This window comes from Frateuria aurantia DSM 6220 (assembly GCF_000242255.2).
GTDB classification, from domain to species: Bacteria; Pseudomonadota; Gammaproteobacteria; order Xanthomonadales; family Rhodanobacteraceae; genus Frateuria; species Frateuria aurantia.
In genome coordinates this window covers 619,335-642,883 of sequence record NC_017033.1, presented here as the reverse complement: position 1 = coordinate 642,883, position 23,549 = coordinate 619,335, and the positions used below count along the sequence as shown (strand labels likewise).

Below are 23,549 nucleotides of genomic sequence, written 5' to 3'. Positions count from 1 at the left end.
CGGCGACGCAGCATCCCGCGACTTGTTCATTTTCGCGATAAAAGGCGCTGCCATGCGGTTTTCGACGTTGCCGGCAGGATACTGGCCAGCGGCACGATTGCCACGATTCAAATCTGAAAACCAGGCAAAGCGTGCTCGTTTTCGCACATGTATAAAGCTGAGCGGCCGCCTCCTTCGCCAGACGTCGAGAGCGCCCAGCGCGAGCCGGCCATCCAGGTACCGGCCTCCTCTCCTGCGGTGGCGCAGCATGATGCATCACGAATACAGCAAGACGCCGCCCCTGCCTGCAGGCGGGGACGGCGTCCGGGGTGGCATGAACGGCGAGAGCGGCGGATCACCCCCTCGCCGCAGCCTGGTTCAGATCTCGGCCTGGGCCAGGCGATAGCAGGGCTCATAGGCGGTGCCGCCGGGGATCTTCATCCGGTCATCGGCGACAAAGGCCTTCAGCATGGCATCCAGCGCCGCCATGATGTCGGCATCGCCGTCGATCACGAACGGCCCATGCGCCTCGATGGCCTTGACCCCTGCCTCCTTGACGTTGCCGGCGACGATGGCCGAGAAGGCACGCCGCAGATCCGCCGCCAGCTCGTGCCGCGGCCGTCCGTGACGCAACGACAGGCCGGCCACGGCCTCGTGGGTGGCCGGGAACGGCTGCTGGAATTCGAAGGGAATCCGCAGGCCCCAGTTGAAGAAGAAGGCATCTTCGGTGGCCCGGCGGTAGGCCCTCACCCGCTCGACGCCACGAACCATTTCCAGCGCCACCTCGACCGGCTGGCCGACGATGATGCGGTAATGCTCGGCCACCGAGTCGCCCAGGGTCAGACGCAGGAAGCGATCGATCTGTTCGAAATATCCGGCCGAATGGGCCGGGCCGGTAAAGATCAGCGGGAACGGCAGGCTGCGATTGTCCGGATGCAGCAGGATGCCGAGCAGGTACAGAATCTCTTCGGCCGTGCCGACACCGCCCGGAAACACGATGATGCCGTGACCGACGCGGACGAAGGCCTCCAGACGCTTCTCGATATCCGGCATGATGACCAGTTCGTTGACGATCGGATTCGGCGACTCGGCGGCGATGATGCCGGGTTCACTGATGCCGATATAGCGATTGCGGGTGTGCCGCTGCTTGGCATGGGCGATATTGGCACCCTTCATCGGCCCCTTCATCGCGCCCGGACCGCAGCCGGTACAGATGTCCATGCCGCGCAGGCCCAGCTGATAGCCGACGGCCTTGGAGTATTCATACTCTTCGCGCGAAATCGAATGCCCGCCCCAGCACACCACCAGGTTGGGGTCCTTCTGGGCCTGCAGCACGCGGGCATTGCGCAGGATCTCGAACACCGCATGGGTGATGCCGACCGGATCGGCCAGATCGAAGCCGCCCTGCTCTATCTGGGCCGCGACATACACGATGTCGCGGATCACCGCCACCAGCAACTCGTTGATGCCGCGGATGATCTTGCCGTCGACAAAGGCCTGGGCCGGCGCATGCTGCAATTCGATGCGAATGCCGCGATCCTGCTGGCGGACCTGGATATCGAAGGCTGGATAGCGTTCGAACATGGTCCGCGGGTCGTCGGAAATGGTACCGGAGGTCAGCACCGCCAGCGCACAGCGCCGCAGCAGGACATGCAGACCGGTGCCGCTGGCATCGCTGAGCCTGGCCACTTCATTGCGGGACAGCACATCCAGTCCCCCGGTCGGGGAAACCTGGGCGCTGACCGTGGCGTAGCCGGCTGCGGGAGCCGTGGCGATATTCAATTGATTCATGGACGACTTATCTCCTTGCATCCGTCGACACAGGTCGGCCGACAGCCTCCCGGGACGGGCCGCCTAGCTTCGACCCCGATCGGGCACCGGTCAAGTCCGGCATGCCAACCATCAGCACATGTTTTAATGCCGCCCATCGCCGAGACTGGCCTCCTTTCCTACCGCAGAGATCAGACCATGGACCCCACCCGCCTGCGCCGTCGCCACCTGGTCCTGGCCAGCACCCTCGCCCTGGGCCTGACCGGGACCGCCTCGGCGTCTGGCCCCGACGCCCCGCTGTGGCTGGAGCAGGCCAAGGACCCCAGGGCTCAGGCCTGGGTCGCGCAACAGAACGAGCACACCTTGCAGGCCATGCGTCGGCAGGGTGATCTGGCTGCCAGCGAGCAGCGGATCCTGGATGTGCTCAACTCCAACCAGCGCATCCCCTATGTCAGCCATATCGGCCACTACTATTACAACTTCTGGCGCGACAAGGACCATCCCCACGGGCTGTACCGCCGCACCACCCTGCAGGCCTACCGTCAGGCCCGGCCGCAGTGGGAAACGGTGCTGGACCTGGATGCGCTCAACCGCCGGGAAGGCAAGTCCTGGGTCTGGAAAGGCGCGCAATGCCTGCGCCCCGACTACCAGCGCTGCCTGATCTCGCTGTCACCTGACGGCGGCGACGCAGTGGAAGTGCGTGAATACGATCTGGCCAGCCACCGCTTCGTCAAGGACGGCTTCCACCTGCCGGTCGCCAAGTCCACGGTCGACTGGATCGACCGTGATCACCTGTTTGTCGCCACGACCCTGGGCAAGGATGCCGAAACCCGCTCCAGCTATCCCCGGGTGGTCAGCATCTGGCAGCGGGGCACTCCGCTGGCGAGCCGGGTGCCGGTCTATCAGGGCAAGACCAGCGACATGGCAGTCAGCGGCTCGCACGACGGCACGCCGGGTTTCGAGCGCAATCTGATCTCGGTCAGTCACGACTTCTACCACAGTCAGCAATACCTGCTGAAAGCCGATCATTCGCTGCAGGCCATCGACGTGCCCGAAGATGCCAGTGCCAGCCCGTATCGCGAATGGCTGCTGATCCAGACCCGCTCACCCTGGACCGTCGGAGGCCACAGCTGGCCGGCCGGCACGCTGCTGGTCTCCCGCTTCGATGACTATCTGGCCGGCAAGCGCGAGCTGACCCCGCTGTTCCTGCCCGACGCGCATCGTGCCCTGGCCGGCGCGGTCTGGACCCGCCACCATCTGATCGTCACCGTCCTGCATGATGTGAAAAGCGAACTGCTGGTGCTGACCCCGCAGGCCGATGGCCACTGGTCCAGCGAGCCTCTGGCCGGCGCCCCGCAGAACAGCTCGGTGGAGGTGGTCGATACCGATCCCGACCACGATGACGAATACTGGATGACGGTCACCGGATTTCTGACTCCGCCCTCGCTGGCACGCGGCGTGATCGGCGAGATCCGGCCCGAAGTCATCAAGCAGTCGCCCGCTTTCTTCGCCACCGAAGGACTGGCCGTCCATCAGTATTTCGCCACCTCCAGGGACGGCACCAAGGTGCCCTACTACCTGGTCGGTCCCAAGGACCTCAAGCTGGATGGTCGCAACCCGACCCTGGAATACGGTTACGGCGGCTTCGAGGTTTCACTGACACCGGGCTACAACCCGGTCATGGGCCGCGAATGGCTGGCCCGCGGCGGCGTCTATGTGCTGGCCAATATCCGCGGTGGCGGCGAGTACGGCCCCACCTGGCACAGTGCGGCACTGCGCGAGAACCGGCCCAAGGCCTATCAGGACTTCGCCGCGGTCGCCGAGGACCTGGTCGCCCGCAAGATCACCTCGGCACCGTATCTGGCTGCGATGGGCGGTTCCAACGGCGGCCTGCTGGCCGGCAACATGCTGGTCAGCTATCCGCAGCTGTATGGCGCCATCGTCAGCCAGGTACCGCTGCTGGACATGAAGCGCTTCGTCAAACTGCAGGCCGGCACCTCGTGGATCGCCGAATACGGCAATCCCGACAAGCCTTCCGACTGGGCCTTCATGAAGACATTCTCGCCCTTCCAGCTGGCCAGGGCCGGCCAGCCCTATCCGGCGACGCTGTTTATCACCACCAGCAGCGATGACCGGGTCGGCCCGGGCCAGGCTCGTGCCATGAAGGCCAGGCTGGATGACCTGGGCTACAAGAACATGTATTTCTTCGAGAGTGCCGGTGGCGGCCATGGCTCGGGCGCCGACAATACCGAGACCGCCCGCTTCTGGGCACTGAACTACCAGTTCCTGTGGCAGCACCTGAAACAGGCACCACCGGCAGATCGCGCCGACTGATCGGCCTGCTCGATCCGGCCGTCCCTGCCCGCTCGGACAGGGACGGCCCGGATCTCAGGCCACCACCACCGGAATCTTGCCGATGCGGGCCTGCCATTCGCGCGGTCCGGTCTGGTGCACCGAGGTACCGGCCGAATCGACGGCCACGGTGACCGGCATGTCCTTGACCTCGAATTCGTAGATCGCTTCCATGCCCAGATCGGCAAAGGCCAGCACCTTGCTGGACTTGATCGCCTTGGAGACCAGATAGGCGGCGCCGCCGACGGCCATCAGATAGACCGCCTGGTTGTCGCGGATCGCCTCGATCGCGGCCGGACCGCGCTCTGCCTTGCCGACCATGCCCAGCAGGCCGGTCTGCTCCAGCATCTGGCGGGTGAACTTGTCCATCCGGGTAGCGGTGGTGGGACCGGCCGGTCCGACGACTTCGTCACGTACCGGATCCACCGGGCCGACGTAGTAGATAAAACGGTTGGTGAAATCCACCGGCAGCTTCTCGCCGCGGTTGAGCATCTCGGTCATCCGCTTGTGGGCGGCATCGCGACCGGTCAGCAGCTTGCCGTTCAGCAGCAGCACTTCACCCGGCTTCCAGCTGGCCACTTCCTCGCGGGTGACCGTATCCAGATTGACCCGCCGGCCCTTGCTGGTGTCATAGGTCAGCTTGGGCCAGTCCTCCAGCGACGGCGGATCCAGTGCCACCGGGCCGGAGCCGTCCAGCACGAAATGGGCATGGCGGGTGGCGGCGCAGTTGGGAATCATCGCCACCGGCAGATTCGCGGCATGGGTGGGATAATCCTTGATCTTGATGTCCAGCACCGTGGTCAGACCGCCCAGGCCCTGGGCACCGATGCCCAGCGCATTGACCTTGTCGTACAGTTCCAGACGCAGCTCTTCGGCGCGATTGGCTGGACCCCGGGCGATCAGATCCTGGATATCGATCGGATCCATCAGCGATTCCTTGGCCAGCAGCATCGCCTTTTCGGCGGTACCGCCGATGCCGATGCCCAGCATGCCCGGCGGACACCAGCCGGCGCCCATGGTCGGCACGGTCTTGAGCACCCAGTCGACGATGGAGTCGGAGGGATTGAGCATCACGAACTTGCTCTTGGCCTCGGAACCACCACCCTTGGCCGCCACGATCACATCCAGGGTATCGCCCGGCACCACCGAGACATTGATCACCGCCGGGGTGTTGTCGCGGGTATTGGTCCGCTTGCCGGCCGGATCGGCCAGCACCGAGGCGCGCAGCTTGTTGTCCGGGTCCAGATAGGCGCGGCGAACGCCTTCGTTGACCATTTCTTCCACGCTGAGGGTCGCGCCGTCCCAGCGTACGCCCATGCCGATCTTCAGAAACACGGTGACAATGCCGGTATCCTGACACAACGGGCGGTGACCTTCGGCCGCCATCCGCGAATTGATCAGGATCTGGGCCATCGCGTCCTTGGCCGCAGGGCTTTCCTCGCGCTCCCAGGCGGCGGCGAGATTGCGGATATAGTCCACCGGGTGGTAGTAGCTGATGTACTGCAGGGCATCGGCGATGCTCTGGATCAAATCGTCTTGCTTGATGATGGTCATGGCGGCTGCTTCGACAGGAGTAGAAAGGCAGCGCTGGCATCAGGCACAGCGCAAGTGGAACATTCCCGGTGAATATCCGGCGCGCTATTGTGCCGCAGCCCGCCCCGTTCCGACATCCCGGCATGTTCGAACGCAGCATTGCGGATGCCGACATCCGCGCTGCGAAAGGTCGCGACTTGTTCCGTAAATGAGAAGGAGTCGTTCACGACTATTCGTTTTTCTTGCGCCCGGCGGCCACCTAGCATGGCCAGGACCCTCCCCCTCTGATCGCAGGAGATCCGCGATGACCTCGAGCACGCCCCATCTGCTTTTCATCAACGGCGACTGGCAGGCCTCTGCCGCCGGCCGCTACAGCGAAGTGCACAGCCCCGCCAATGGCGACCTGCTCGGTCGCGTCACCGAGGCCACCGCCGCCGATGTCGATCTGGCCATCGATGCCGCCGAGCAGGCCTTCGCCTCCTGGCGCCTGACCACGGCCTTGTCGCGTGCCAACCTGCTGCTGAAGCTCAACCAGCTGATCGAGCGCGACCGCGATGCGCTGGCCCATACCATCACCCGGGAAATGGGCAAGCCGCTGAAAGAAGCCCAGGGCGAGCTGAACTACTGCATCGACCTGATCCGTTTCGCCGCCGAAAACGCACGCCGTATCGAAGGCGACATCATTCCCGGCAGCCGCAGCGGCGAACAGATCCTGATCCAGCGTCTGCCGCATGGCGTGATCGCCGGCATCGCCGCCTGGAACTTCCCCGCCGCACTGCTGGGCCGCAAGCTGGGCCCGGCCCTGGCCGCCGGCAATACCGTGGTGCTGAAGCCGCACGAACTGACCCCGCTGACCGGTCTGGCGCTGGCCGGCCTGATCAAGGAAGCCGGTTTCCCGCCGGGCGTGATCAATATCGTCACCGGCGGCATCGAGGTCGGTCAGCGACTGGTCGCCAGCCCCAAGGTCAAGCTGGTGACCATGACCGGCAGCACTGCCGCCGGCAAGAAGATCATGGCCGCCGCCGCCGACACCCTGAAGGAAGTCCGTCTGGAACTGGGCGGCAAGGCCCCGTTTATCGTGATGGAGGATGCCGATCTGGATGCCGCAGTCGAGGCGGCGGTCAAGGCCCGCTTCCAGAATGCCGGCCAGATCTGCACCAGCAATGAAAGGACCCTGGTCCATGCCAGCATCTACGACCGCTTCGTGGAAAAATTGCTGGCCCGGGTCAAGACCCTGAAAGTCGGCGATCCGCTGGCCGCGGATACCGAGATGGGTCCCAAGGTCAGCGCCGGCGAGCTGGAGAAGGTCGATGCCATGGTCCAGCGCGCCCGCCAGCAAGGTGCCCGCCTGCTGACAGGCGGCGAACGTCTGCACGGGGAGGCCTATGACCGGGGCCACTACTATGCGCCGACGGTGCTGGACGGCGTGACCGGCGAGATGGACATCGCCCGCCAGGAGGTGTTCGGCCCGGTGCTGAGCCTGTTCAAGGTCAAGGACTTCGAGCATGCCCTGCAACTGGCCAATGCTTCCGATTACGGTCTGTCGGCCTATGTGTTCACCAACAATCTGCAGTATCTGATGCGGCTGAGCACGGACCTGGATTTCGGCGAGATCTATGTCAACCGCGAAGGCGGCGAGGCGGCCCAGGGTTTCCACCATGGCTATGGCGACAGTGGCCTGGGCGGTGAAGACGGCAAGTACGGGCTGGATGCCTACAGCCGCCACAAGACCGTGTATCTGAATGCGGCCAAGGCCCGCGACTGAACGCCAGGTACCCCGGGACCGGCCGGCTCAGTCCGGCCGGTCCTTCTCGTATTGTTTGAACAGGTGCATGAAACGCAGGGCATTGCCGCTGAGGCCGGCCTTGCGCCAGAAGAAATACTGGCTGCTGTGACCGGCCGCTCCCAGTCGATGCGTCCTGATCGGATAGTCGGCGGGCAAGGCCTGCAGCACCGACTGCGGCACCCAGGCGACCCCGGTGCCGGCGCTGACGCAGGCCAGAATCGATTGGTAGGATTCCATTTCGGTGATCCGCGGCGTCTGGCCCCCTTGCTCCAGCCAGGCTTCCAGCCGCAGTCGATACGAGCAGTTGCGGCCGAAGCTGTAGAACTCGCGGCCCGTCATCTGTCCGACGCTGCGCACGGCCCCGTGATCGACGGCGGTGACCAGATACAGCTCCTCGTCGAAAGCCCAGGCCTGCTCCAGACCGGCTCGCGCCAGCGGCCCGTCGGACAGCCCCAACTCCACCTGGCCGTCGAGCACCAGCTGCTCGACCTCACCGGACATGCCGCTGTGCAGGCTGACCGCGACCTCGGGATAGGCCTGCCGATAGCCAGCCAGCACCCGCGGCACCCGGCTGACCAGGCCCACGTCCAGTACGGCCAGCGCCAGGGGGCCGGCCGGACTGTCGTCCTGTGCCAGCGAGCGGGCCTCTTCGCACAGCGCCAGGATCTTGCGGGCATGGTCCAGCAGTCGCGCGCCAGCCGGTGCAAGGCGCAGGCGCTGGCGATCCCTCAGAAACAGCTGGCACCCCAGATCCGCCTCCAGTTGCTGGATCCGTACCGACAGATTCGACGGCACCCGATGCAGGGTCCGCGAAGCGGCCGAGATCGAACCCGTGGTGGCGACTTCGACGAATACCCGCAGATGACTCAATTCCATGACCACAGGTCCTGTGTACAGAGAACGTCAACAAGCGCCAAGTATAGTCGCCTGCCCTCCGGGATGGGCCGCGGAGGTTGCCTGCCCCCTCTGGCATGTCCTCATCGATGGGGTACACTGACACAGTCACTTCGAGAAGCCCGTCGCGACCATCGCCGCCGTCGCGAACCATCCGCCGAACGCCGAGGGACAAGATGAGTCAGGATACGCTGAAGCAACGCGCCGCCGATCTGCTGAAGTTTGCCGATATCCGGATCAATGGCGAGCGCCAGACCGACCTGCAAGTCCACAATCCGGCACTGTACCAGCAGGTTTTCGCCCACGGCTCCCTGGGCCTCGGCGAGGCCTATATGGACGGCTGGTGGGATGTGGCGGATCTGCCCGGATTTTTCACCTTGATCCTGCGCGGTCATCTGGATGAGAAACTGCGCAATCTCGATACCTTGCTGACCCATCTGAAAGCCAGGTTCTTCAATCGCCAGCGCGGCCTGCACGCCTTCGAAGTCGGCAAGGTCCATTACGATCTGGGCAATGATCTGTTCCAGGCCATGCTGGGCCGGCGGCTGGTCTATTCCTGCGGCTACTGGGCCGACAGCGACAATCTCGATGATGCCCAGGCCGCCAAGCTCGACCTGATCTGCCGCAAGCTGCATCTGCAACCCGGTCAACGCCTGCTGGACATCGGCTGCGGCTGGGGCGAAGCCCTGAAGTATGCCGCCGAGCACTATGGCGTCAGCGGCGTCGGCGTCACCATTTCGCAGGAGCAGGCCGACTATGCCCGCGAACTGTGCAAGGACCTGCCGATCGAGATCCGGCTGCAGGATTACCGCGAACTGCACGAGTCCTTCGACGCCGTAATGTCCATCGGGATGTTCGAACATGTCGGTGCCCGCAACTACCGCAGCTGGTTCGATGTCGCCCGTCGCTGCGTCAAGGCCGATGGGCTGGTGCTGCTGCACACCATCGGCAGCCATGCCCGCCCCGGCCAGCCCGACCCGTGGATCGAGAAATACATCTTTCCCAATTCCATGATTCCGGCCGCCAGCCAGGTCACCCGCGCCCTGCAGAATCGCTTCGTGGTGGAGGACTGGCACAATTTCGGGGCCGACTACGACACCACGCTGATGGCCTGGCGCGCCAACTTCGATGCAGCCTGGCCCGAACTCAGGACACGCTACGACGAGCGGTTCCGTCGCATGTGGCATTTCTATCTGGGCGTCTCGGCGGCCGTGTTCCGCAGCCGTCGCGACCAGTTGTGGCAACTCACCCTCAGCCCCGATGGCGTGCCGGGCGGCTACGCCACCGTGCGCTGAAGCCGGAGCCGGTTCAACCGGCGGCCGCCGCCTCGGTGGCGGCCGAATCAGCGATCCGCTCCAGCTGCTCCAAGCTCCGCCGGGCGCCGTGTTCCGTCACTGCACGATGCAAGGCCAGATACTGGCTGACAAAGCGGATATCCCTGGCCGCCCGCGCGCCTACCAGCACCGGATTCTGCAGCAGCGTCAGCGGCGAATCACTGTGGATGATCGGTTCCAGCAACTCCATGGCATTGGGTTCGCGCAGCTCGAAGGCCTCGCCCGCATCATCGGTGCCACGCTTCAGATACACGTCGTAGCACGCCAGCAGATAGGCCAGTCGCCGCGCATCGCGTCCGTTGGCCAGACAGGCTTCCAGGGTCGGCAACAGAAAACCGGGCAGCTTGGAGCCGCCATCCAGGCACAGCCGTGCCAGCTGGTCGGCAATGGCATGATTGCCGAACCGGCGCAGCAGCAGGGCCTTGTAGCTGTCCAGCTCCATGCCGGGCAGGCTGTGCAACCAGATGCCGGCATCCTGATCCAGGAAATCACGCAGATAATCGTGGAACAAGGGATCATGCAAGGCCACGTCGACCTGGCGCAGTCCGGCCAGAAACGCAGGATACGACAGCATCTGATGTGCGCCGTTCAGCAAGCGGATCTTGGCTTCCTCATACGGAGTCACATCGCTGACCAGTTGCACTCCGACCCGCTCGAAGGCCGGCCGGCCGGTCGCGAAACGATCTTCCAGCACCCACTGCACGAAATCCTCGCACAGCACCGGGGCCTGATCGTCCAGCCCGGTCAGCGCATTCAGACGCTCGCGCACTTCCGGCGTGGTCGCCGGCGTGATGCGATCCACCATCGCATTGGGAAACGCCACATGCTCGGCGATCCAGGCGGCCAGCTCAGGATTCAGTGCCTCGGCGAAAGCCAGACAGGCGCGCCGGGCCTGGCTGCCATTGTGCCGGAGATTGTCACAGGACATGACCGTGAACGGGGCGATGCCGCGCTGGCGCCGCAAAGCCAGTGCCCCGATCAGATAGCCGAACACACCCTCCGGCGTCTGCGGCGAGGCCAGATCGTGCTGCACGGTGGCATCTTCCAGCTGGAAGCGCCCCTTGTGATCGATCAGATAGCCACCCTCGGTGATCGTCAGCGAGACGATCCGGATGGCCGGATCGGCCAGCCGCTCCAGCACCCGGCCCGGCTGGTCCGGTGCGTACAGGTATTCCACCATCGCCCCGATCACCTGACTGCGGGCCTCGCCATCCGGCGACAGCGCGGTGACGCTGTAGAGGCCGTCCTGGGCCTGCAGGGCGGTGGCCAGCGGCCGGTCATGCTCCAGCAGATTGATGCCCAGCAGCCCCCATTCGGCCTGATCGGCCTGTGCCAGGCACTGGTCGAGATACACCGCGAGGTGGGCCCGATGAAAAGCGCCGACGCCGATATGGGCAATGCCGGGACGGATACCGGCGCGATCATAGCCAGGGCGCTCGATGGCGACAGGCAGCGAGTTCAGGGTGCAGGCATTGAGGGGAGACATATGTTTGCCGGAGACCTTCAGTGGACGGCGGGATGATAGATCGCTTGACCTGAATCGGAAAAAACATGGCAGCGCGATACATCCAGATCGAGCCAGCGCCGATCACCTGCCGCCACCGGATCGCTGCCGCTCGCCCGCACCGTGACCGACCCGGCTCCCGGTACCGCGGTATACACGAAGCTGTCGCTGCCCAGCCGCTCGACCACCTCCACCGTGCAGGGTAGTGCCTGCGGCGTCGGCTCGGCCAGCAGTCGCACCTGATCGGGCCGCATGCCCAGACTGAGCCCGCCGCCGGCCGTGGCCAGATCCAGCGCTGCCGGCGCCAGCAGCCGTTGGCCACCAGGCAGGCGCAGACTGCCGTCATCGACGATCACGTCGAGAAAACTCATCTGCGGCATGCCCAGAAAAGCCGCCACGAAACGGTTGGCCGGCTGCTGGAACAAGGTCAGCGGCGCTCCTACCTGCTCGACCCGGCCCCCGTTGAAGATCACCACCTTGTCGGCCAAGGTCATGGCCTCGACCTGATCGTGGGTCACATAGATGGTGGTGGCATGCAGTTCGCGGTGCAGGCGGGCGATTTCCAGGCGGGTCTGCGCGCGCAGGGCCGCATCCAGATTCGACAGCGGTTCGTCGAACAGAAACAGCTCCGGCTCGCGGACAATCGCCCGGCCGATCGCCACCCGCTGCCGTTGCCCGCCGGACAGCGCCGCCGGCTTGCGCTCCATCAGCCCCTCCAGCCCCAGGGTCCGCGCGGTACGGGCCACCTTGGCATCGATCCGGTCCGGTGCCATGCCGGCCAGCTTCAGGGCGAAGGACAGGTTCTGGCGCACATTCATATGCGGATACAAGGCATAGGACTGGAACACCATCGCCAGATTGCGCTTGACCGCCGGCAAGTGGGTGATGTCCCGCCCGGCCAGCTGCAAGCGACCGGCGCTGACGTCCTCCAGACCGGCAATCAGTCGCAGCATGGTCGACTTGCCGCAACCGGAAGGCCCAAGAAACACGCAGAATTCGTGATCTTCGATCGTCAGGTTCACGCCCTTGATCACCTCGGTGGCGTCGAAGGACTTGCTCAGCTCGTGAATGTCCAGTTGTGCCATGGCTTCCTCAACTCATGCTCGATCGAATTTATTTGACCGCGCCGAAGGTCAGGCCACGGACCAGCTGGCGCTGCGAGAACCAGCCCAGAATCAGGATCGGCGCGCAGGCCAGGGTCGACACGGCCGACAATTTGGCCCAGAACAGGCCTTCGGGACTGGAAAACGAGGCGACCAGCGCCGCCAGCGGCGCGGCCTGGCTGGTCGTGATGTTCAGCGACCAGAACGACTCGTTCCAGGACAGGATCAGACACAGCAGCGCGGTCGATGCCAGCCCGCCGCGCGCCATCGGCAGCAGTACCCGCACGATCTCGTCGAAGAGGCTGGCTCCGTCCATCCGGGCCGCTTCCAGAATGTCGTTCGGGATATCCCGGAAATAGGTATAGATCATCCACACCATGATCGGCAGATTGATCAGGGTCAGCACCACGCCCAGCGCGGTACGGGTGTCCAGCAGGCCAAGATGCTGGCAGATCAGATAGACCGGTACCAGCACGCCTACCGCCGGCAGCATCTTGGTCGACAGCATCCACAGCAGCAGACCCCGGGTATGTCGGGTCGGATGGAAGGCAAAGGCATAGGCCGCCGGCACCGCCAGCAGCATGCCCAGCACGGTCGCGCCTCCGGCGGTCAGGATGGAGTTCAAGGCGTAGTGCAGATAATTGGCGCGGGCGAAGATCTCGCGATAGTTTTCCAGAGTCGGCCGGAACAGCCATTGCGGCGGCATCGAGAACGCGGCCAGCTCCGTCTTGAAGCTGGTCAGCAGCATCCAGGCGATCGGACTGAACACCAGCAGCGCCAGCAGCCAGGCCAGAGCGATCCGCAGGCTTCGCCAGCCCCTTCTCGCCGCATGATGGTTGGAATCGCGCATCGGCCTTCTCCGCTCAGTGCCGGGTCGTCAGGGATTTGCCGATCAGGCGGATCAGGAACACCGCCATGATGTTGGCCAGCACCACCGCGACCAGTCCGCCGGCCGAAGCGGCGCCGACATCGAATTCCAGCAGCGCCTGGGTATAGACCAGAAACGGCACGTTGGTGGTCGCATCGCCCGGTCCGCCGTTGGTGGTGACGAAGATTTCGGCGAACAGATTGAGCAGGAACATGGTTTCCACCATCACCACCACCGCCACCGGACGGGCCAGATGCGGCAGAGTCAGATGCCGGAACACCGCCAGCGGGCCGGCACCGTCCAGCTGTGCCGCCTCCAGCTGCTCGCGATCCAGCGACTGCAGGGCCGTGACAAAGATCAGGATCGCGAAGGGCAGCCACTCCCAGGCCACCACCAGGATGATGGACAGCAGCGGCCAGTCCGAGAACCAGTTCACCGGCGCCATCCCGAAGGCCTTGGCCACCCAGGCGAACAGGCCGGACACCGGATTCATCAGCAGGTTCTTCCACAGCAGGGCCGCCACCGTGGGCATGATGAAAAACGGAGAGATCAGCAGTATCCGCACGATGCCTTGCCCGGCGAACGGCAGGTCGATCAGCACCGAGATCAGGATGCCGCCGACCACGGTGATGGCCAGCACCGAGCCGACCAGCAGCACGGTGTTCAGCACGCTGGTCCAGAAACTGGGATAGGTGAAGAAATAGCTGAAATTCTGCAGGCCGACAAAGGCACTCTTGTCCGGATACAGCAGGTTGTAGTATTGGGTCGAGAAAAACAGCGTCATCAGCAGCGGCACCAGCATCCAGGCCAGCAGCATGATGATGCCGGGCCAGGCCAGGGACTGGGCGAGACTGCGGCGGCCGGTTCGGGCGATGGGCGATGGCTTCATCACGGAGCTCCGCTGGCTGGTTGGACGGCCGCCCGGTCATAGCCGGCCCGGCGCATGGTCCTGCGCACGGCCTGTTGCGAAACATGCAGGACCTCGTCGACCTGGCCGCGGCCGGCCAGCACGCCCGAAATCTCGCGACCGACCAGACTGCCGATCGCCTGGAATTCGGGGATGGTCGCGAACTGGATGCCCTTGTAAGGCACCGGCAGCAGGGTCGGCTTGACCGGATCCACCGCCAGCAGCGAATCCAGGGTGACCTTGGCAAAGGGGACCTGCTGCATATAGGCCGGATTCCGGTAGGTCGACAGCCGTGTCCCCGGCGGGGAGGCGGCCAGGCCATAACGGCTGGCCACCAGATCGCGATATTCACGGGAGGTGGCCCAGGCAATGAACTCGGTGGCCGCCGCCTGCTGGCGGGAGCTGACCGGCACCGCCAGTGACCAGATGTATTGCCAGGAACTGCCGCGATCGGTGACAGCATGCGGCGCCCGCGCGAAACCGACACTCGCGGCGACCTGGCTCTGCTTCGGATCGGTCAGCACGCCGCCGGCCACGCTGGCATCCACCCATTGCGCGCATTTGCCGGCCGCGAACAAGGCCAGGCTTTCATTGAAACCATTGGCACTGACTCCGGGCGGTCCGTCCTTGCGCAGCAGATCCCGATAGAAGCGGACAGCCTGGTGCCAGGGCGGCGTATCGAACTGCGGCTGCCATTGCATATCGAAATAGCGTCCGCCGAAGGCATTCACCATGCTGCCGATGATGGCCATGTTCTCGCCCCAGCCGGCCTTGCCCCGCAGACAGATGCCGTAGACACCATGCGCCGGGTCATTCAGCTGATCGGCAAAATCGCGGATCTGCTGCCAGCTGGGCGCGGCCGGCATCTGCAGCCCGCGGGCCCTGAACAAGTCCTTGCGGTAATAGGTGATCGAGGCCTCGGCATAGAAGGGCAGCGCATAGAGATGGCCGTCTGCGGTCAGCTGGGCCCGTACATTGGGAAACAGGTCGTCGAGGCCGTATCCGGCCGGCAGCTTGTCGAGTGGCGACAACCAGTGGCGTTGCCCCCACAAGGGCGTCTCGTAGGCGCCGATGGTCATCACGTCGAACTGGCCGCTGCCGGTGGCGATGTCGGTGGTCAGCCGCTGGCGCAGGGTGTTTTCTTCCAGCACCACCCAGTGCAGCCTGACGCCGGGGTGACTGGCCTCGTAGTCCGGGGTCAGCGCCTGCATCCGCACCATGTCGGCATTGTTGACCGTGCCGACGGTCAGAGTGACCCGATCGGCGGCGGCGGCCGGAACCGCGACCAGCCCCGTCAGGAGCGCCATCCCCCGGACCAGTATCCGCTGCCGCTTTGTTCCTCTCATCGACATCTCCTGAAACCACGACCCGCGAATGCTTGCCATTGCGTGCCTTGAGCGGATTTATAGCCCTTCGGTCGAGGTCGGCGCCAATACCCATCGGCCGTTTCCGCCTCCAAACCGATACTTATTTGCCGGCAGCGGAAAGCGGCGGGTGCTCGGCACCGAGCCGGCGATGGCGCAGTCGGTATTCGCGCGGGGTGACGCCGGTCAAGGCCCTGAAGCGACGATTGAAATTGGACAGGTTGCTGTAGCCGACCTCGAAACAGATCTCGGTGATCGCCTGCCGGCCGCCAGCCAGCCGGTCGCAGGCCTGGCGGACCCGGGTCTGGTTGAGATAATCGGCAAAACCGTAACCGCTGTGCCGCTGGAACATGCGCGAAAACGCGCTGTCGCTCATCCGGAACTCGGCGGCCAGCTGGCCCAGCGTAATGTCCCTGGCGTAATGCTGACGGATATATTCGATCACCTGTTCGATCTGCCGGATGCCCATGCCGGGCGCCGGCGCGCCGAAGGCACGCTGGCTGAGCCGGCGCCGCTCGGGTTCGTCGCACAGTGCCGCCAGCACATCGAAAAAGATCGACAGCCGGCGCAGCCCCTGGGTCTGGCCGATGCGGGCAAAGCGCGCATCGAGTTCGCGTCCCAGTCGCGACGGAAATTCGATGCCGAAGGCCGCCGCCTCGCGCAGAGCCTGGATACCGCGCGGATGGAGAAGCACTTGTTCGCAGCCATGCAGGAAGGCCTCGGAAAACTGCAGCACCCGGTCGCGCAGCGGCGCCGGCGGCAGTTCAGCATCGCTGACCCAGTTGTGCGGCAGATGCGGGCCGACCAGCACCAGCGACCAGGGCGCGAAGCGACTGACCGAATCGCCGACATAGGCCAGACCGCGGGTGGCCACCAGCAGATGCAGCTCGTAGCAGGCATGGTGATGCCAGCGGACCAGCCGGCTGTTCGAGCCATGTTCCAGATAATGCAGCGAGGCACTGGCTGCAGGATCGAAAGGGCTGCATTCCGGGCCGATCACCGAGGTGTCGGCGATCGGCGGCGGCATCCGCATCTGCGAGGCAGGACGAGCCATGATCCACACTCCAACGGGCAACAGGATGCGTCATCCTCGCCCGGAGCGGCTCGCAAAGGTAGGAGCAGCGCAGCATCCTGCGATCAGGACTCAGGGCCGGACAGCCTCCGGTCCGGCCGCCATCTCCCTTGCCACCACGGCCATCCAGGCATCGACCTGGTTTCGCGCGGTCCGCTGATCGGCGCCGGTGCGCTGCCGGAACAGCCGTATCGCCTGCAGCGAGCGGTTGGCCTGCATCAGCGGCAGGCATTCCTGACGCAGCGCCTGCAAGGGATCGATGCCGGCCTGCCGCTGCAGGATGTCCAGCTTGTATTCCAGCAGCCGCAGACGGCCCCGCTGCTCGCGCCAGGCAAACACCAGCGATGGCACCACTCCCGCCGCTCCAATCACGATCCAGTGGATATCCGTCATCACCTGCACCTCTCCGCCCCATCAGCGATAACGCAGCGAGCTGGTCCGTTGCCAGCCATCGCCCCCTTGCTCAGGACGATAGCGCTTCGGCCTGTTGCAGCCAAGCGCCCAGCCGCTCGGCCCAGGCATGCTGGTCTTCCGGCGTGGCCAGCAGATCCTGGCGCACCTCGATGGCGACATGCCGCAGACCGCCGCGTTCGCCATGCACCGGTACCGCATAATCGGTGGCATCGGTGACGGCATAAGGCTCGTTGTCTCCGACCACCCAGGTCCCGTCGGCACGCATCGCATCACGCAACGGATGGGCCAGCCGTGCGTCGCGACCGTAGAGCACGCCCAGATGCCAGCGCCTGGACTGTTCCATATAGACAGGGGTGAAGCTGTGCAGACTGACCAGCACCGTCGGCTGGCCGCGCTCGCGGCGCTGCTCGATCTCGGTATCGATCCGCTGGTGATAAGGGTGGAAGATCGCCTCTTCCCGGGCCAGTCGCGCCACCGGACTCAAGCCGTGGTTGCCCGGAATCTCGGTGCGCTCGCTGCGGGCAGGAATCGAGCCGGGAGCACCTGGCGGCCGGTTGCAGTCGATCACCAGCCGCGAATAGGTCTGCTGGATCAGCCAGGCATCCAGCACCCGCGCCAGCTGGCTGGCCAGCCCGGCCGCCCCCAGATCCCAGGCGATATGACGCTGCAGATCGGAGGCCGAGACCCCCAGATCACCCAGCGCCCGGGGAATCCGGCGCCCGGCATGATCGCTGATCAGCAGAAACGGCGAAGCGGCGGCGGCGTTTTCCACCCGGAACGCGGCAGGCTCGTCTTCATCCAGCAACCCAAACCCCGGTTGCAGCGGGGCGGCGGCAAAACCCTTCATGTGACTCGGCTTCCACAGGATCGAAGCCTTATCCTAGCGCGCCCGGCCCCTGTTCTGGCACCATCTCCGGTCTGCCCTGCCCGGCCTCGCCGTCGGCGGCGGCATCCGCCACATCGATGGACCCGACCCCATGCTGCAAGCCAATTACGAACAGATTCCGCTCAAGGACTATGCCGAGCGCGCCTATCTCGATTATTCGATGTATGTGGTGCTGGACCGCGCCCTGCCCTTTGTCGGCGACGGCCTCAAGCCGGTGCAGCGGCGCATTGTCTATGCCATGAGCGAGCTGGGCCTGGCCGCCTCGGCCAAGCCCAAGAAATCGGCGCGCACCGTCGGTGACGTGATCGGCAAATTCCATCCGCATGGCGACAGTGCCTGCTACGAGGCGCTGGTGCTGATGGCCCAGCCCTTCTCCTATCGCTATCCGCTGATCGACGGCCAGGGCAATTTCGGTTCCCCGGATGATCCGAAAAGCTTCGCCGCGATGCGTTATACCGAGTCCAAGCTGACGCCGATCGCCGAGGTGCTGCTGGCCGAGCTGGGCCAGGGCACGGTCGACTGGACGCCGAACTTCGACGGCACACTGGAAGAACCCAGCTGGCTGCCCTCGAGGCTGCCGCATGTGCTGCTGAACGGTTCGATGGGCATCGCGGTGGGCATGGCCACCGATATTCCGCCGCACAATCTGCGCGAAGTAGCCAGTGCCTGCATCCGGCTGCTGGATGATCCCGAGGCCACCATCGCCGATCTCTGCGAGCATGTGCAGGGCCCGGACTATCCGACCCAGGCCGAGATCATCACCCCGCGCGAAGACCTGCAGGCCATCTACAAGAACGGTACCGGTTCGGTGCGGGTCCGCGCGGTCTACCAGCAGGAGGAAGGCCAGATCGTGCTGACGGCGCTGCCGCATCAGGTCAGCCCGTCCAAGATCCTGGAGCAGATCGCGGCCCAGATGCGGGCCAAGAAACTGCCGATGCTGGAAGACCTGCGTGACGAATCGGATCACGAGAATCCGATCAGGCTGGTGCTGGTGCCGCGCTCGAGCCGGGTCGATACCGAGGCGATGATGCAGCATCTGTTCGCCACCACCGACCTGGAAAAGAGTTTCCGGGTCAACCTGAACATGATCGGCCTCGACGGCCGGCCCCAGGTCAAGGACCTCAAGCGGATCCTCAGCGAATGGCTGGCCTTCCGCACCCGGACCGTGACCCGCCGGCTGGAACATCGGCTGAGCAAGGTCGAGCGCCGGCTGCACCTGCTGGAAGGATTGCGCATCGCTTTCCTGAATCTGGACGAGGTGATCCGCATCGTCCGCAGCGAGGACGAGCCCAAGCCGGTGCTGATCGCCCGATTCGGCCTCAGCGAGGAACAGGCCGACTATATTCTGGAAACCCGTCTGCGCCAGCTGGCCCGGCTGGAGGAAATGAAGATCAATGCCGAGGCCTCGGCACTGGAGAAGGAACGCGCCAAGATCCAGGCCCTGCTGAAATCGCCGGCCAAGTTGAAAAGCCTTATCAAGGACGAAATCAGCGCCGATGCGGCCAAATTCGGCGATGATCGTCGCTCGCCGCTGGTCCGCCGCGAAGTCGCCCAGGCGCTGGACGAAAGCGCCCTGGTACCGGCCGAGCCGGTCACCGTGGTGCTCAGCCAGAAAGGCTGGATCCGCGCCGCCAAGGGCCACGACATCGATCCGGCCAGCCTCAATTACCGTGACGGCGATGACTTGCAAGGCGCGGTACGTGCTCGTACCACCCAGCAGGTCGCCTTTGTCGACTCCACCGGCCGCAGTTATTCCACCCCCGTCCACGGTCTGCCCTCGGCCCGCGGCAACGGCGAACCGCTGACCGGTCGCTTCAGCCCCGCCGCTGGCGCCAGCTTCGACACACTGATCGCCGCCGACCCCGATACCCGGCTGGTCCTGGTATCGAACTTCGGCTACGGCTTCGTCACCCGTTTCGAGACGCTGACCGGCCGCAACAAGGCCGGCAAGCACATCATCACCTTGAACGACGGAGCCCGGATCCTGACGCCCCAGATCAGCGCCGAACCGGCCAGCGACCGGATCGTGGTGGCCACCAGCGAGGGGCATCTGCTGATGTTCGCTGTCGCCGATCTGCCCGAACTGGACAAGGGCAAGGGCAACAAGCTGATCGAGATTCCCAAGGCAAAATTGCTCGCCGGTGAAGAGTATGTCGTTGGCGCGGTGGTGGTTCCCGAGGGCAGCGGCGAGGTGACCTTGTACGCTGGTCAGCGCAAATTAACTTTGCGTTGGGCAGATTTGATGCAGTACGGCGGCAACCGCGCCACCCGCGGCGGCCTGCTGCCACGAGGCCTGCGTCGAGTGGAGCGGATGGAAGTCGGCGCCGCCGTCAGGTAAACCCGTTCACGATCCCGTCGTCTGCCGACGGCGGGATCGCCCCGCTGATGTCGAGGAAGATCAGGATGATCACCTCGGCGAGGCGTTCACATCGTCTTCTGACCGCTCGTTCAAGGATGAACCATGCCGATCAAGAGCATTTGGCGGGCTGTGCCCGTCCTCCTCGCCAGCACCTTGTGGCCGGCGTCCGTCACGCTGGCCGCGGAGGATGCCCGACCGCGGCCCGCTTTCACCGGCCCGCTGGATGCCCTGAACCCCACGGCCCTGCCGCCCGGCATCTGGGTCATCGAGCCCTATCTTTCCTGGAACCGCGGCAATGGCAGCTTTGACGACCACCGTCGCTACCATCATGCCAGTCCGGCCTCTCGCCAATGGGGCCTGGCCCTTCCGATCCAGTACGGCATCACCCGCAATCTCAGCCTGCACCTGATTCTTTCCGCCGCCGACCGGCAGGCACCCGGCAGCCCCGGCGTGCGGGCCGGTGACAGCATTGTCCGCCTGCTGTACCAGCTGACCCATCCGGATCCGCAGCGCTCGCTGCCGGTGATTTCGCTGACCCTGGCCCAGGCCATACCCAGCGGCCGCTACCAGCATCTGCAGGCCTCGGCCGTTGACGGCATGGGCTCGGGCTCGCGCAATACGGTGCTGGGCATCAACAGCCAGACATATTTCTGGCTGCCCCGGGATCATGTGCTGCGGCTGCGTGCCAATCTGTACTGGACCGTGCTGGCCCCTCTGACCGGGCTTCGCGGCCATACCGCCTGGAATACGCCCGCCGACTTCGACGGCAGCCTGCGGGTCGGGCGGCAGGCCAGTCTGGACGTCGCCGGCGAGTACACCTTGAAGGGCCCCTGGGTGCTGGTCGGTGAAGTGATCTACAGCCGCTTTATGCCGACGCGCCTCTATCGGAACCCGCCAGGTCAGGACCGGCAGCGATTTGGCGGTGCACCCGGCGGCGACAGCCTGGTACTGGCACCGGCCATCGAATACAACTGGAATGCCTGGATCGGCCTGATCGCCGGTGTGGAGTTCACCGCCACCGGCCGCAACAGCAGCCATCGGGTCACGCCGCAGATCGCCTTGAACATGGTGTTCTGAGTCCACCCTGCTCCCGCGACGGCGGCCGGCCCCTCAGTTCCGGTCCGGGACCGCGATTCCGGCGTCGCCACTCAGATCAGGCTGGCGACGATATTCACGCTCAAGGCAATGATGAAAGCATTGAAGAAAAAGGCCACCATGCTGTGGACCAGGGCCGTGCGCCGCATCACCCGGCCGCTGATCTGCACATCGGATACCGAGAAGGCCATGCCCAGGGTAATCGCCAGATACATGAAGTCCCAGTAATCGGGGTCGGGCGTTTCCGGAAACAGAAAACCTTCCGGCGCGCCGCCCTGATCGCCGTAATAGCCATGGGCATAGTGCATGGCGAACATGGTGTTCATGAACAACCATGACAGGATGATGCTGAGCGCGCCCATCAACAGCTGCGGAATACCACCATGCTTGCCGGCATGCAGTTCCACGCTGAGGGCGATCAGCACCATCACGCAGACCAGGGTACTGCCCCACAACATGCCCCAGCGGCCGGTATCCTCGGCCCGGGCCATCCGGGCCAGGCTTTGCGGGCTGGTCCGCCAGAACAGCACGAAGACCATGCCCAGAAACACCGCCGCCGAGACATCGAAGGACAGCAGCAAAGCATGCGCCGGCGTGCTGGCGAGGCCGCTCAACACCAGCATGACGGTGAAGATCGTGGCGGCGATGGTCCAGCGCGGACGTGAGCGGAAATAACGGAAATGCCACCAGCGATTGGATCGCGATGGGCCGGAAGGAGCGGGACTGGGCATGGGAACCATTGTCGGACGTGCAGGTCCGTTACCATGCCGGCCGGCTTCCGCCGCTGTCAACGCGCAATAAATCACGCCACCCGCCCATGCGGCAGCGCGGCGGCGTCAGGTTTTCAGTCGACCAGCTCGGCATAATCCGGGTGGCGCTCGACCCAGGCGGCGGCAAAACTGCATACCGGCACCACCTTCCAGCCACGCTGACGGGCCAGCTCGAAGGCCTGCTCGGTCAATTGCCCGGCCAGCCCCTGGCCGGCCAGAGCCTCGGGCACCACGGTATGGGTGATGGTCATGACACCGTCGGCCAGCTCGTAATCCAGATAGCCCCGCTGGCCCTCGATTTCGATCTCGAAGGACTGCGCGGCTTCTTCGTGGCGGACAAGCGATCCCATGACTTCACTCCGGAGGTTTGGACGGGGGCTAGATAATCACCGCAGCAGATAAGAAAGCGTTAAACCTCCAGTTTCTGCGTCACTCCGCGCAAGCTTCCGCCGCCAGCTCCTGCGGCGCGGTGGCGGTCCGGGCCGCCCGCCGCCGCTCCACGGCCGCCGACAACTGCTCCAGCACCTGCACCGAGGTGGCCCAGTCGATGCATCCGTCAGTAATGCTCTGACCGTAGGTCAGCGGCTGACCGGGCCGCAGATCCTGGCGTCCCGCCAGCAGATGGCTTTCCACCATCACGCCGACGATGGCCTGCTGGCCGGCGGCCAGCTGGCTCGCCACGTCGGCCAGCACCGCCGGCTGGTTCTGCGGGTTCTTGCGGCTGTTGGCATGACTGGCATCAATCATCACCCGCGGCGCCAGCCCACCCTTGCGCATGGCCTCGCAGGCGGCCTGCACATGTTCGGCGTCATAATTGGGCTCGCGACCACCGCGCAGGATCAGATGGCAATCCGGATTGCCGGAGGTGGCCGCGATCGCGATGCGCCCCAGCTTGTTGACTGCCAGAAAATGATGCGGCTGGCTCGCTGCCATCACCGCATCGACCGCGATACGGACATTGCCGTCGGTACCGTTCTTGAAACCGACCGGACAGGACAGGCCCGAGGCCAGTTCGCGATGCACCTGGCTTTCGGTGGTGCGGGCGCCGATGGCGCCCCAGGCCACCAGGTCGGCCAGATACTGCGGGGTGATGATGTCGAGGAACTCGCAGCCTGCCGGCAAGCCCAGCGCATTGATGTCGGCCAGCAGCTTGCGGCCGGCACGCAGGCCTTTGTTGATCTGGTAACTGCCGTCAAGATCGGGATCGTTGATCAGCCCCTTCCAGCCCACCGTGGTGCGCGGCTTTTCGAAATAGACCCGCATCACGATTTCCAGGGTCCCGGCAAAACGATGCCGCTGCTCGACCAGGCGCTGCGCGTAGTCCATCGCCGCCGCCGTATCGTGAATGGAGCAGGGGCCGATCACCACGATCAAGCGGTCGTCATCGCCCTCCAGAATGTCATGCAAGGCCTGCCGGCCGGCGCTGACACAGGTGGCGGCGGCGTCGGAAAGCGGCAGCTGGGCGATCACTTCGGCCGGCGGACTGAGTTCCTGCAGGCTGCGGATGCGCAGATCATCGGTATGGCTGGACACGGGTAACTCCTGGGATGCGGTGGTCT

Annotated in this window: 19 protein-coding genes; 5 read left to right on the top strand and 14 right to left on the bottom strand. The window is 64.9% G+C overall.

All coding sequences use genetic code 11. The annotated features are described in order from the left end of the window. Positions 1-357: 357 nt before the first annotated feature. Positions 358-1,770, bottom strand: a complete 1,413-nt coding sequence (ppnN, locus tag FRAAU_RS02810) for a nucleotide 5'-monophosphate nucleosidase PpnN (protein ID WP_014402057.1) — start codon at positions 1,768-1,770, stop codon at positions 358-360. 177 nt (positions 1,771-1,947) lie between these two features. Between ppnN and FRAAU_RS02805 the strand changes: the two genes are divergently transcribed. Next, positions 1,948-4,083: a prolyl oligopeptidase family serine peptidase gene (locus FRAAU_RS02805; protein WP_014402056.1), complete on the top strand. Its 2,136-nt coding sequence runs from the start codon at positions 1,948-1,950 to the stop codon at positions 4,081-4,083. 54 nt (positions 4,084-4,137) lie between these two features. On the opposite strand, the gene FRAAU_RS02800 is transcribed toward FRAAU_RS02805, so the two are convergent. Further along, positions 4,138-5,655, bottom strand: coding sequence for a fumarate hydratase (locus FRAAU_RS02800; protein WP_014402055.1), 1,518 nt, complete (start codon positions 5,653-5,655; stop codon positions 4,138-4,140). Between the two features lie 283 nt (positions 5,656-5,938). On the opposite strand from FRAAU_RS02800, the gene FRAAU_RS02795 reads away from it, so the two are divergent. Next, positions 5,939-7,399: an aldehyde dehydrogenase gene (locus FRAAU_RS02795; RefSeq protein ID WP_014402053.1), complete on the top strand. Its 1,461-nt coding sequence runs from the start codon at positions 5,939-5,941 to the stop codon at positions 7,397-7,399. Between the two features lie 27 nt (positions 7,400-7,426). Here the strand turns inward: FRAAU_RS02795 and FRAAU_RS02790 are convergent, their stop codons facing one another. Next, entirely contained in the window at positions 7,427-8,296 is an 870-nt protein-coding gene (locus FRAAU_RS02790; RefSeq protein ID WP_014402052.1) for a LysR family transcriptional regulator, read from the bottom strand. A 194-nt stretch (positions 8,297-8,490) separates the two neighbouring features. On the opposite strand from FRAAU_RS02790, the gene cfa reads away from it, so the two are divergent. Next, the gene (gene cfa, locus FRAAU_RS02785) at positions 8,491-9,609 is read left to right on the top strand and encodes a cyclopropane fatty acyl phospholipid synthase (RefSeq protein ID WP_014402051.1); all 1,119 of its coding nucleotides are present in this window, start codon (positions 8,491-8,493) and stop codon (positions 9,607-9,609) included. A gap of 13 nt (positions 9,610-9,622) precedes the next feature. Here the strand turns inward: cfa and FRAAU_RS02780 are convergent, their stop codons facing one another. The 8 genes from FRAAU_RS02780 to FRAAU_RS02745 form a co-directional block, all read right to left on the bottom strand. Beyond that, the gene (locus FRAAU_RS02780; RefSeq protein ID WP_014402050.1) at positions 9,623-11,134 is read right to left on the bottom strand and encodes a mannitol dehydrogenase family protein; all 1,512 of its coding nucleotides are present in this window, start codon (positions 11,132-11,134) and stop codon (positions 9,623-9,625) included. Between the two features lie 17 nt (positions 11,135-11,151). Further along, positions 11,152-12,237: an ABC transporter ATP-binding protein gene (locus FRAAU_RS02775; RefSeq protein WP_014402049.1), complete on the bottom strand. Its 1,086-nt coding sequence runs from the start codon at positions 12,235-12,237 to the stop codon at positions 11,152-11,154. A gap of 28 nt (positions 12,238-12,265) precedes the next feature. Next, a complete protein-coding gene (locus tag FRAAU_RS02770; RefSeq protein ID WP_014402048.1) occupies positions 12,266-13,105 on the bottom strand; it encodes a carbohydrate ABC transporter permease in 840 nt (279 codons plus the stop codon). A gap of 13 nt (positions 13,106-13,118) precedes the next feature. Further along, a complete protein-coding gene (locus FRAAU_RS02765) occupies positions 13,119-14,012 on the bottom strand; it encodes a carbohydrate ABC transporter permease (RefSeq protein ID WP_014402047.1) in 894 nt (297 codons plus the stop codon). Then, the gene (locus FRAAU_RS02760) at positions 14,012-15,376 is read right to left on the bottom strand and encodes an ABC transporter substrate-binding protein (protein WP_014402046.1); all 1,365 of its coding nucleotides are present in this window, start codon (positions 15,374-15,376) and stop codon (positions 14,012-14,014) included. The genes FRAAU_RS02765 and FRAAU_RS02760 overlap by 1 nt, the downstream gene beginning before the upstream one ends. A gap of 121 nt (positions 15,377-15,497) precedes the next feature. Then, positions 15,498-16,448: a helix-turn-helix domain-containing protein gene (locus FRAAU_RS02755; RefSeq protein ID WP_014402045.1), complete on the bottom strand. Its 951-nt coding sequence runs from the start codon at positions 16,446-16,448 to the stop codon at positions 15,498-15,500. A gap of 90 nt (positions 16,449-16,538) precedes the next feature. Continuing rightward, the gene (locus FRAAU_RS02750; protein ID WP_014402044.1) at positions 16,539-16,859 is read right to left on the bottom strand and encodes a hypothetical protein; all 321 of its coding nucleotides are present in this window, start codon (positions 16,857-16,859) and stop codon (positions 16,539-16,541) included. Between the two features lie 70 nt (positions 16,860-16,929). Next, positions 16,930-17,727 (bottom strand): N-formylglutamate amidohydrolase, encoded by a 798-nt coding sequence (locus FRAAU_RS02745; protein WP_014402043.1) that lies wholly within the window; start codon positions 17,725-17,727, stop codon positions 16,930-16,932. Between the two features lie 130 nt (positions 17,728-17,857). Here FRAAU_RS02745 and parC point away from each other — a divergent pair, with 130 nt between their 5' ends. Continuing rightward, positions 17,858-20,104: a DNA topoisomerase IV subunit A gene (gene parC / locus FRAAU_RS02740; protein ID WP_014402042.1), complete on the top strand. Its 2,247-nt coding sequence runs from the start codon at positions 17,858-17,860 to the stop codon at positions 20,102-20,104. 123 nt (positions 20,105-20,227) lie between these two features. Further along, complete coding sequence (locus tag FRAAU_RS02735; protein ID WP_014402041.1) at positions 20,228-21,202, top strand: hypothetical protein; 975 nt, start codon at positions 20,228-20,230, stop codon at positions 21,200-21,202. A 71-nt stretch (positions 21,203-21,273) separates the two neighbouring features. On the opposite strand, the gene FRAAU_RS02730 is transcribed toward FRAAU_RS02735, so the two are convergent. The 3 genes from FRAAU_RS02730 to FRAAU_RS02720 form a co-directional block, all read right to left on the bottom strand. Then, positions 21,274-21,951: a DUF1345 domain-containing protein gene (locus FRAAU_RS02730; RefSeq protein WP_014402040.1), complete on the bottom strand. Its 678-nt coding sequence runs from the start codon at positions 21,949-21,951 to the stop codon at positions 21,274-21,276. Between the two features lie 113 nt (positions 21,952-22,064). Further along, positions 22,065-22,340 (bottom strand): GNAT family N-acetyltransferase, encoded by a 276-nt coding sequence (locus FRAAU_RS02725; protein WP_014402039.1) that lies wholly within the window; start codon positions 22,338-22,340, stop codon positions 22,065-22,067. Between the two features lie 79 nt (positions 22,341-22,419). Further along, positions 22,420-23,523 carry a 3-deoxy-7-phosphoheptulonate synthase gene (locus FRAAU_RS02720; protein WP_014402038.1) on the bottom strand — a complete coding sequence of 368 codons (1,104 nt, stop codon included), beginning with the start codon at positions 23,521-23,523 and terminating at the stop codon, positions 22,420-22,422. Positions 23,524-23,549 lie beyond the last annotated feature (26 nt).

What these genes read in the sequence shown, in the direction of transcription:
- FRAAU_RS02800 (WP_014402055.1), bottom strand. Translation starts at nt 5,655, where the DNA reads ATGACCATCATCAAGCAAGACGATTTGATCCAGAGCATCGCCGATGCC.
- ppnN (WP_014402057.1), bottom strand. Translation starts at nt 1,770, where the DNA reads ATGAATCAATTGAATATCGCCACGGCTCCCGCAGCCGGCTACGCCACG.
- FRAAU_RS02780 (WP_014402050.1), bottom strand. Translation starts at nt 11,134, where the DNA reads ATGTCTCCCCTCAATGCCTGCACCCTGAACTCGCTGCCTGTCGCCATC.
- FRAAU_RS02750 (WP_014402044.1), bottom strand. Translation starts at nt 16,859, where the DNA reads ATGACGGATATCCACTGGATCGTGATTGGAGCGGCGGGAGTGGTGCCA.
- FRAAU_RS02765 (WP_014402047.1), bottom strand. Translation starts at nt 14,012, where the DNA reads ATGAAGCCATCGCCCATCGCCCGAACCGGCCGCCGCAGTCTCGCCCAG.
- FRAAU_RS02745 (WP_014402043.1), bottom strand. Translation starts at nt 17,727, where the DNA reads ATGAAGGGTTTTGCCGCCGCCCCGCTGCAACCGGGGTTTGGGTTGCTG.
- FRAAU_RS02795 (WP_014402053.1), top strand. Translation starts at nt 5,939, where the DNA reads ATGACCTCGAGCACGCCCCATCTGCTTTTCATCAACGGCGACTGGCAG.
- FRAAU_RS02790 (WP_014402052.1), bottom strand. Translation starts at nt 8,296, where the DNA reads ATGGAATTGAGTCATCTGCGGGTATTCGTCGAAGTCGCCACCACGGGT.
- FRAAU_RS02725 (WP_014402039.1), bottom strand. Translation starts at nt 22,340, where the DNA reads ATGGGATCGCTTGTCCGCCACGAAGAAGCCGCGCAGTCCTTCGAGATC.
- FRAAU_RS02755 (WP_014402045.1), bottom strand. Translation starts at nt 16,448, where the DNA reads ATGGCTCGTCCTGCCTCGCAGATGCGGATGCCGCCGCCGATCGCCGAC.
- FRAAU_RS02735 (WP_014402041.1), top strand. Translation starts at nt 20,228, where the DNA reads ATGCCGATCAAGAGCATTTGGCGGGCTGTGCCCGTCCTCCTCGCCAGC.
- parC (WP_014402042.1), top strand. Translation starts at nt 17,858, where the DNA reads ATGCTGCAAGCCAATTACGAACAGATTCCGCTCAAGGACTATGCCGAG.
- FRAAU_RS02730 (WP_014402040.1), bottom strand. Translation starts at nt 21,951, where the DNA reads ATGCCCAGTCCCGCTCCTTCCGGCCCATCGCGATCCAATCGCTGGTGG.
- FRAAU_RS02805 (WP_014402056.1), top strand. Translation starts at nt 1,948, where the DNA reads ATGGACCCCACCCGCCTGCGCCGTCGCCACCTGGTCCTGGCCAGCACC.
- cfa (WP_014402051.1), top strand. Translation starts at nt 8,491, where the DNA reads ATGAGTCAGGATACGCTGAAGCAACGCGCCGCCGATCTGCTGAAGTTT.
- FRAAU_RS02760 (WP_014402046.1), bottom strand. Translation starts at nt 15,376, where the DNA reads ATGAGAGGAACAAAGCGGCAGCGGATACTGGTCCGGGGGATGGCGCTC.
- FRAAU_RS02770 (WP_014402048.1), bottom strand. Translation starts at nt 13,105, where the DNA reads ATGCGCGATTCCAACCATCATGCGGCGAGAAGGGGCTGGCGAAGCCTG.
- FRAAU_RS02775 (WP_014402049.1), bottom strand. Translation starts at nt 12,237, where the DNA reads ATGGCACAACTGGACATTCACGAGCTGAGCAAGTCCTTCGACGCCACC.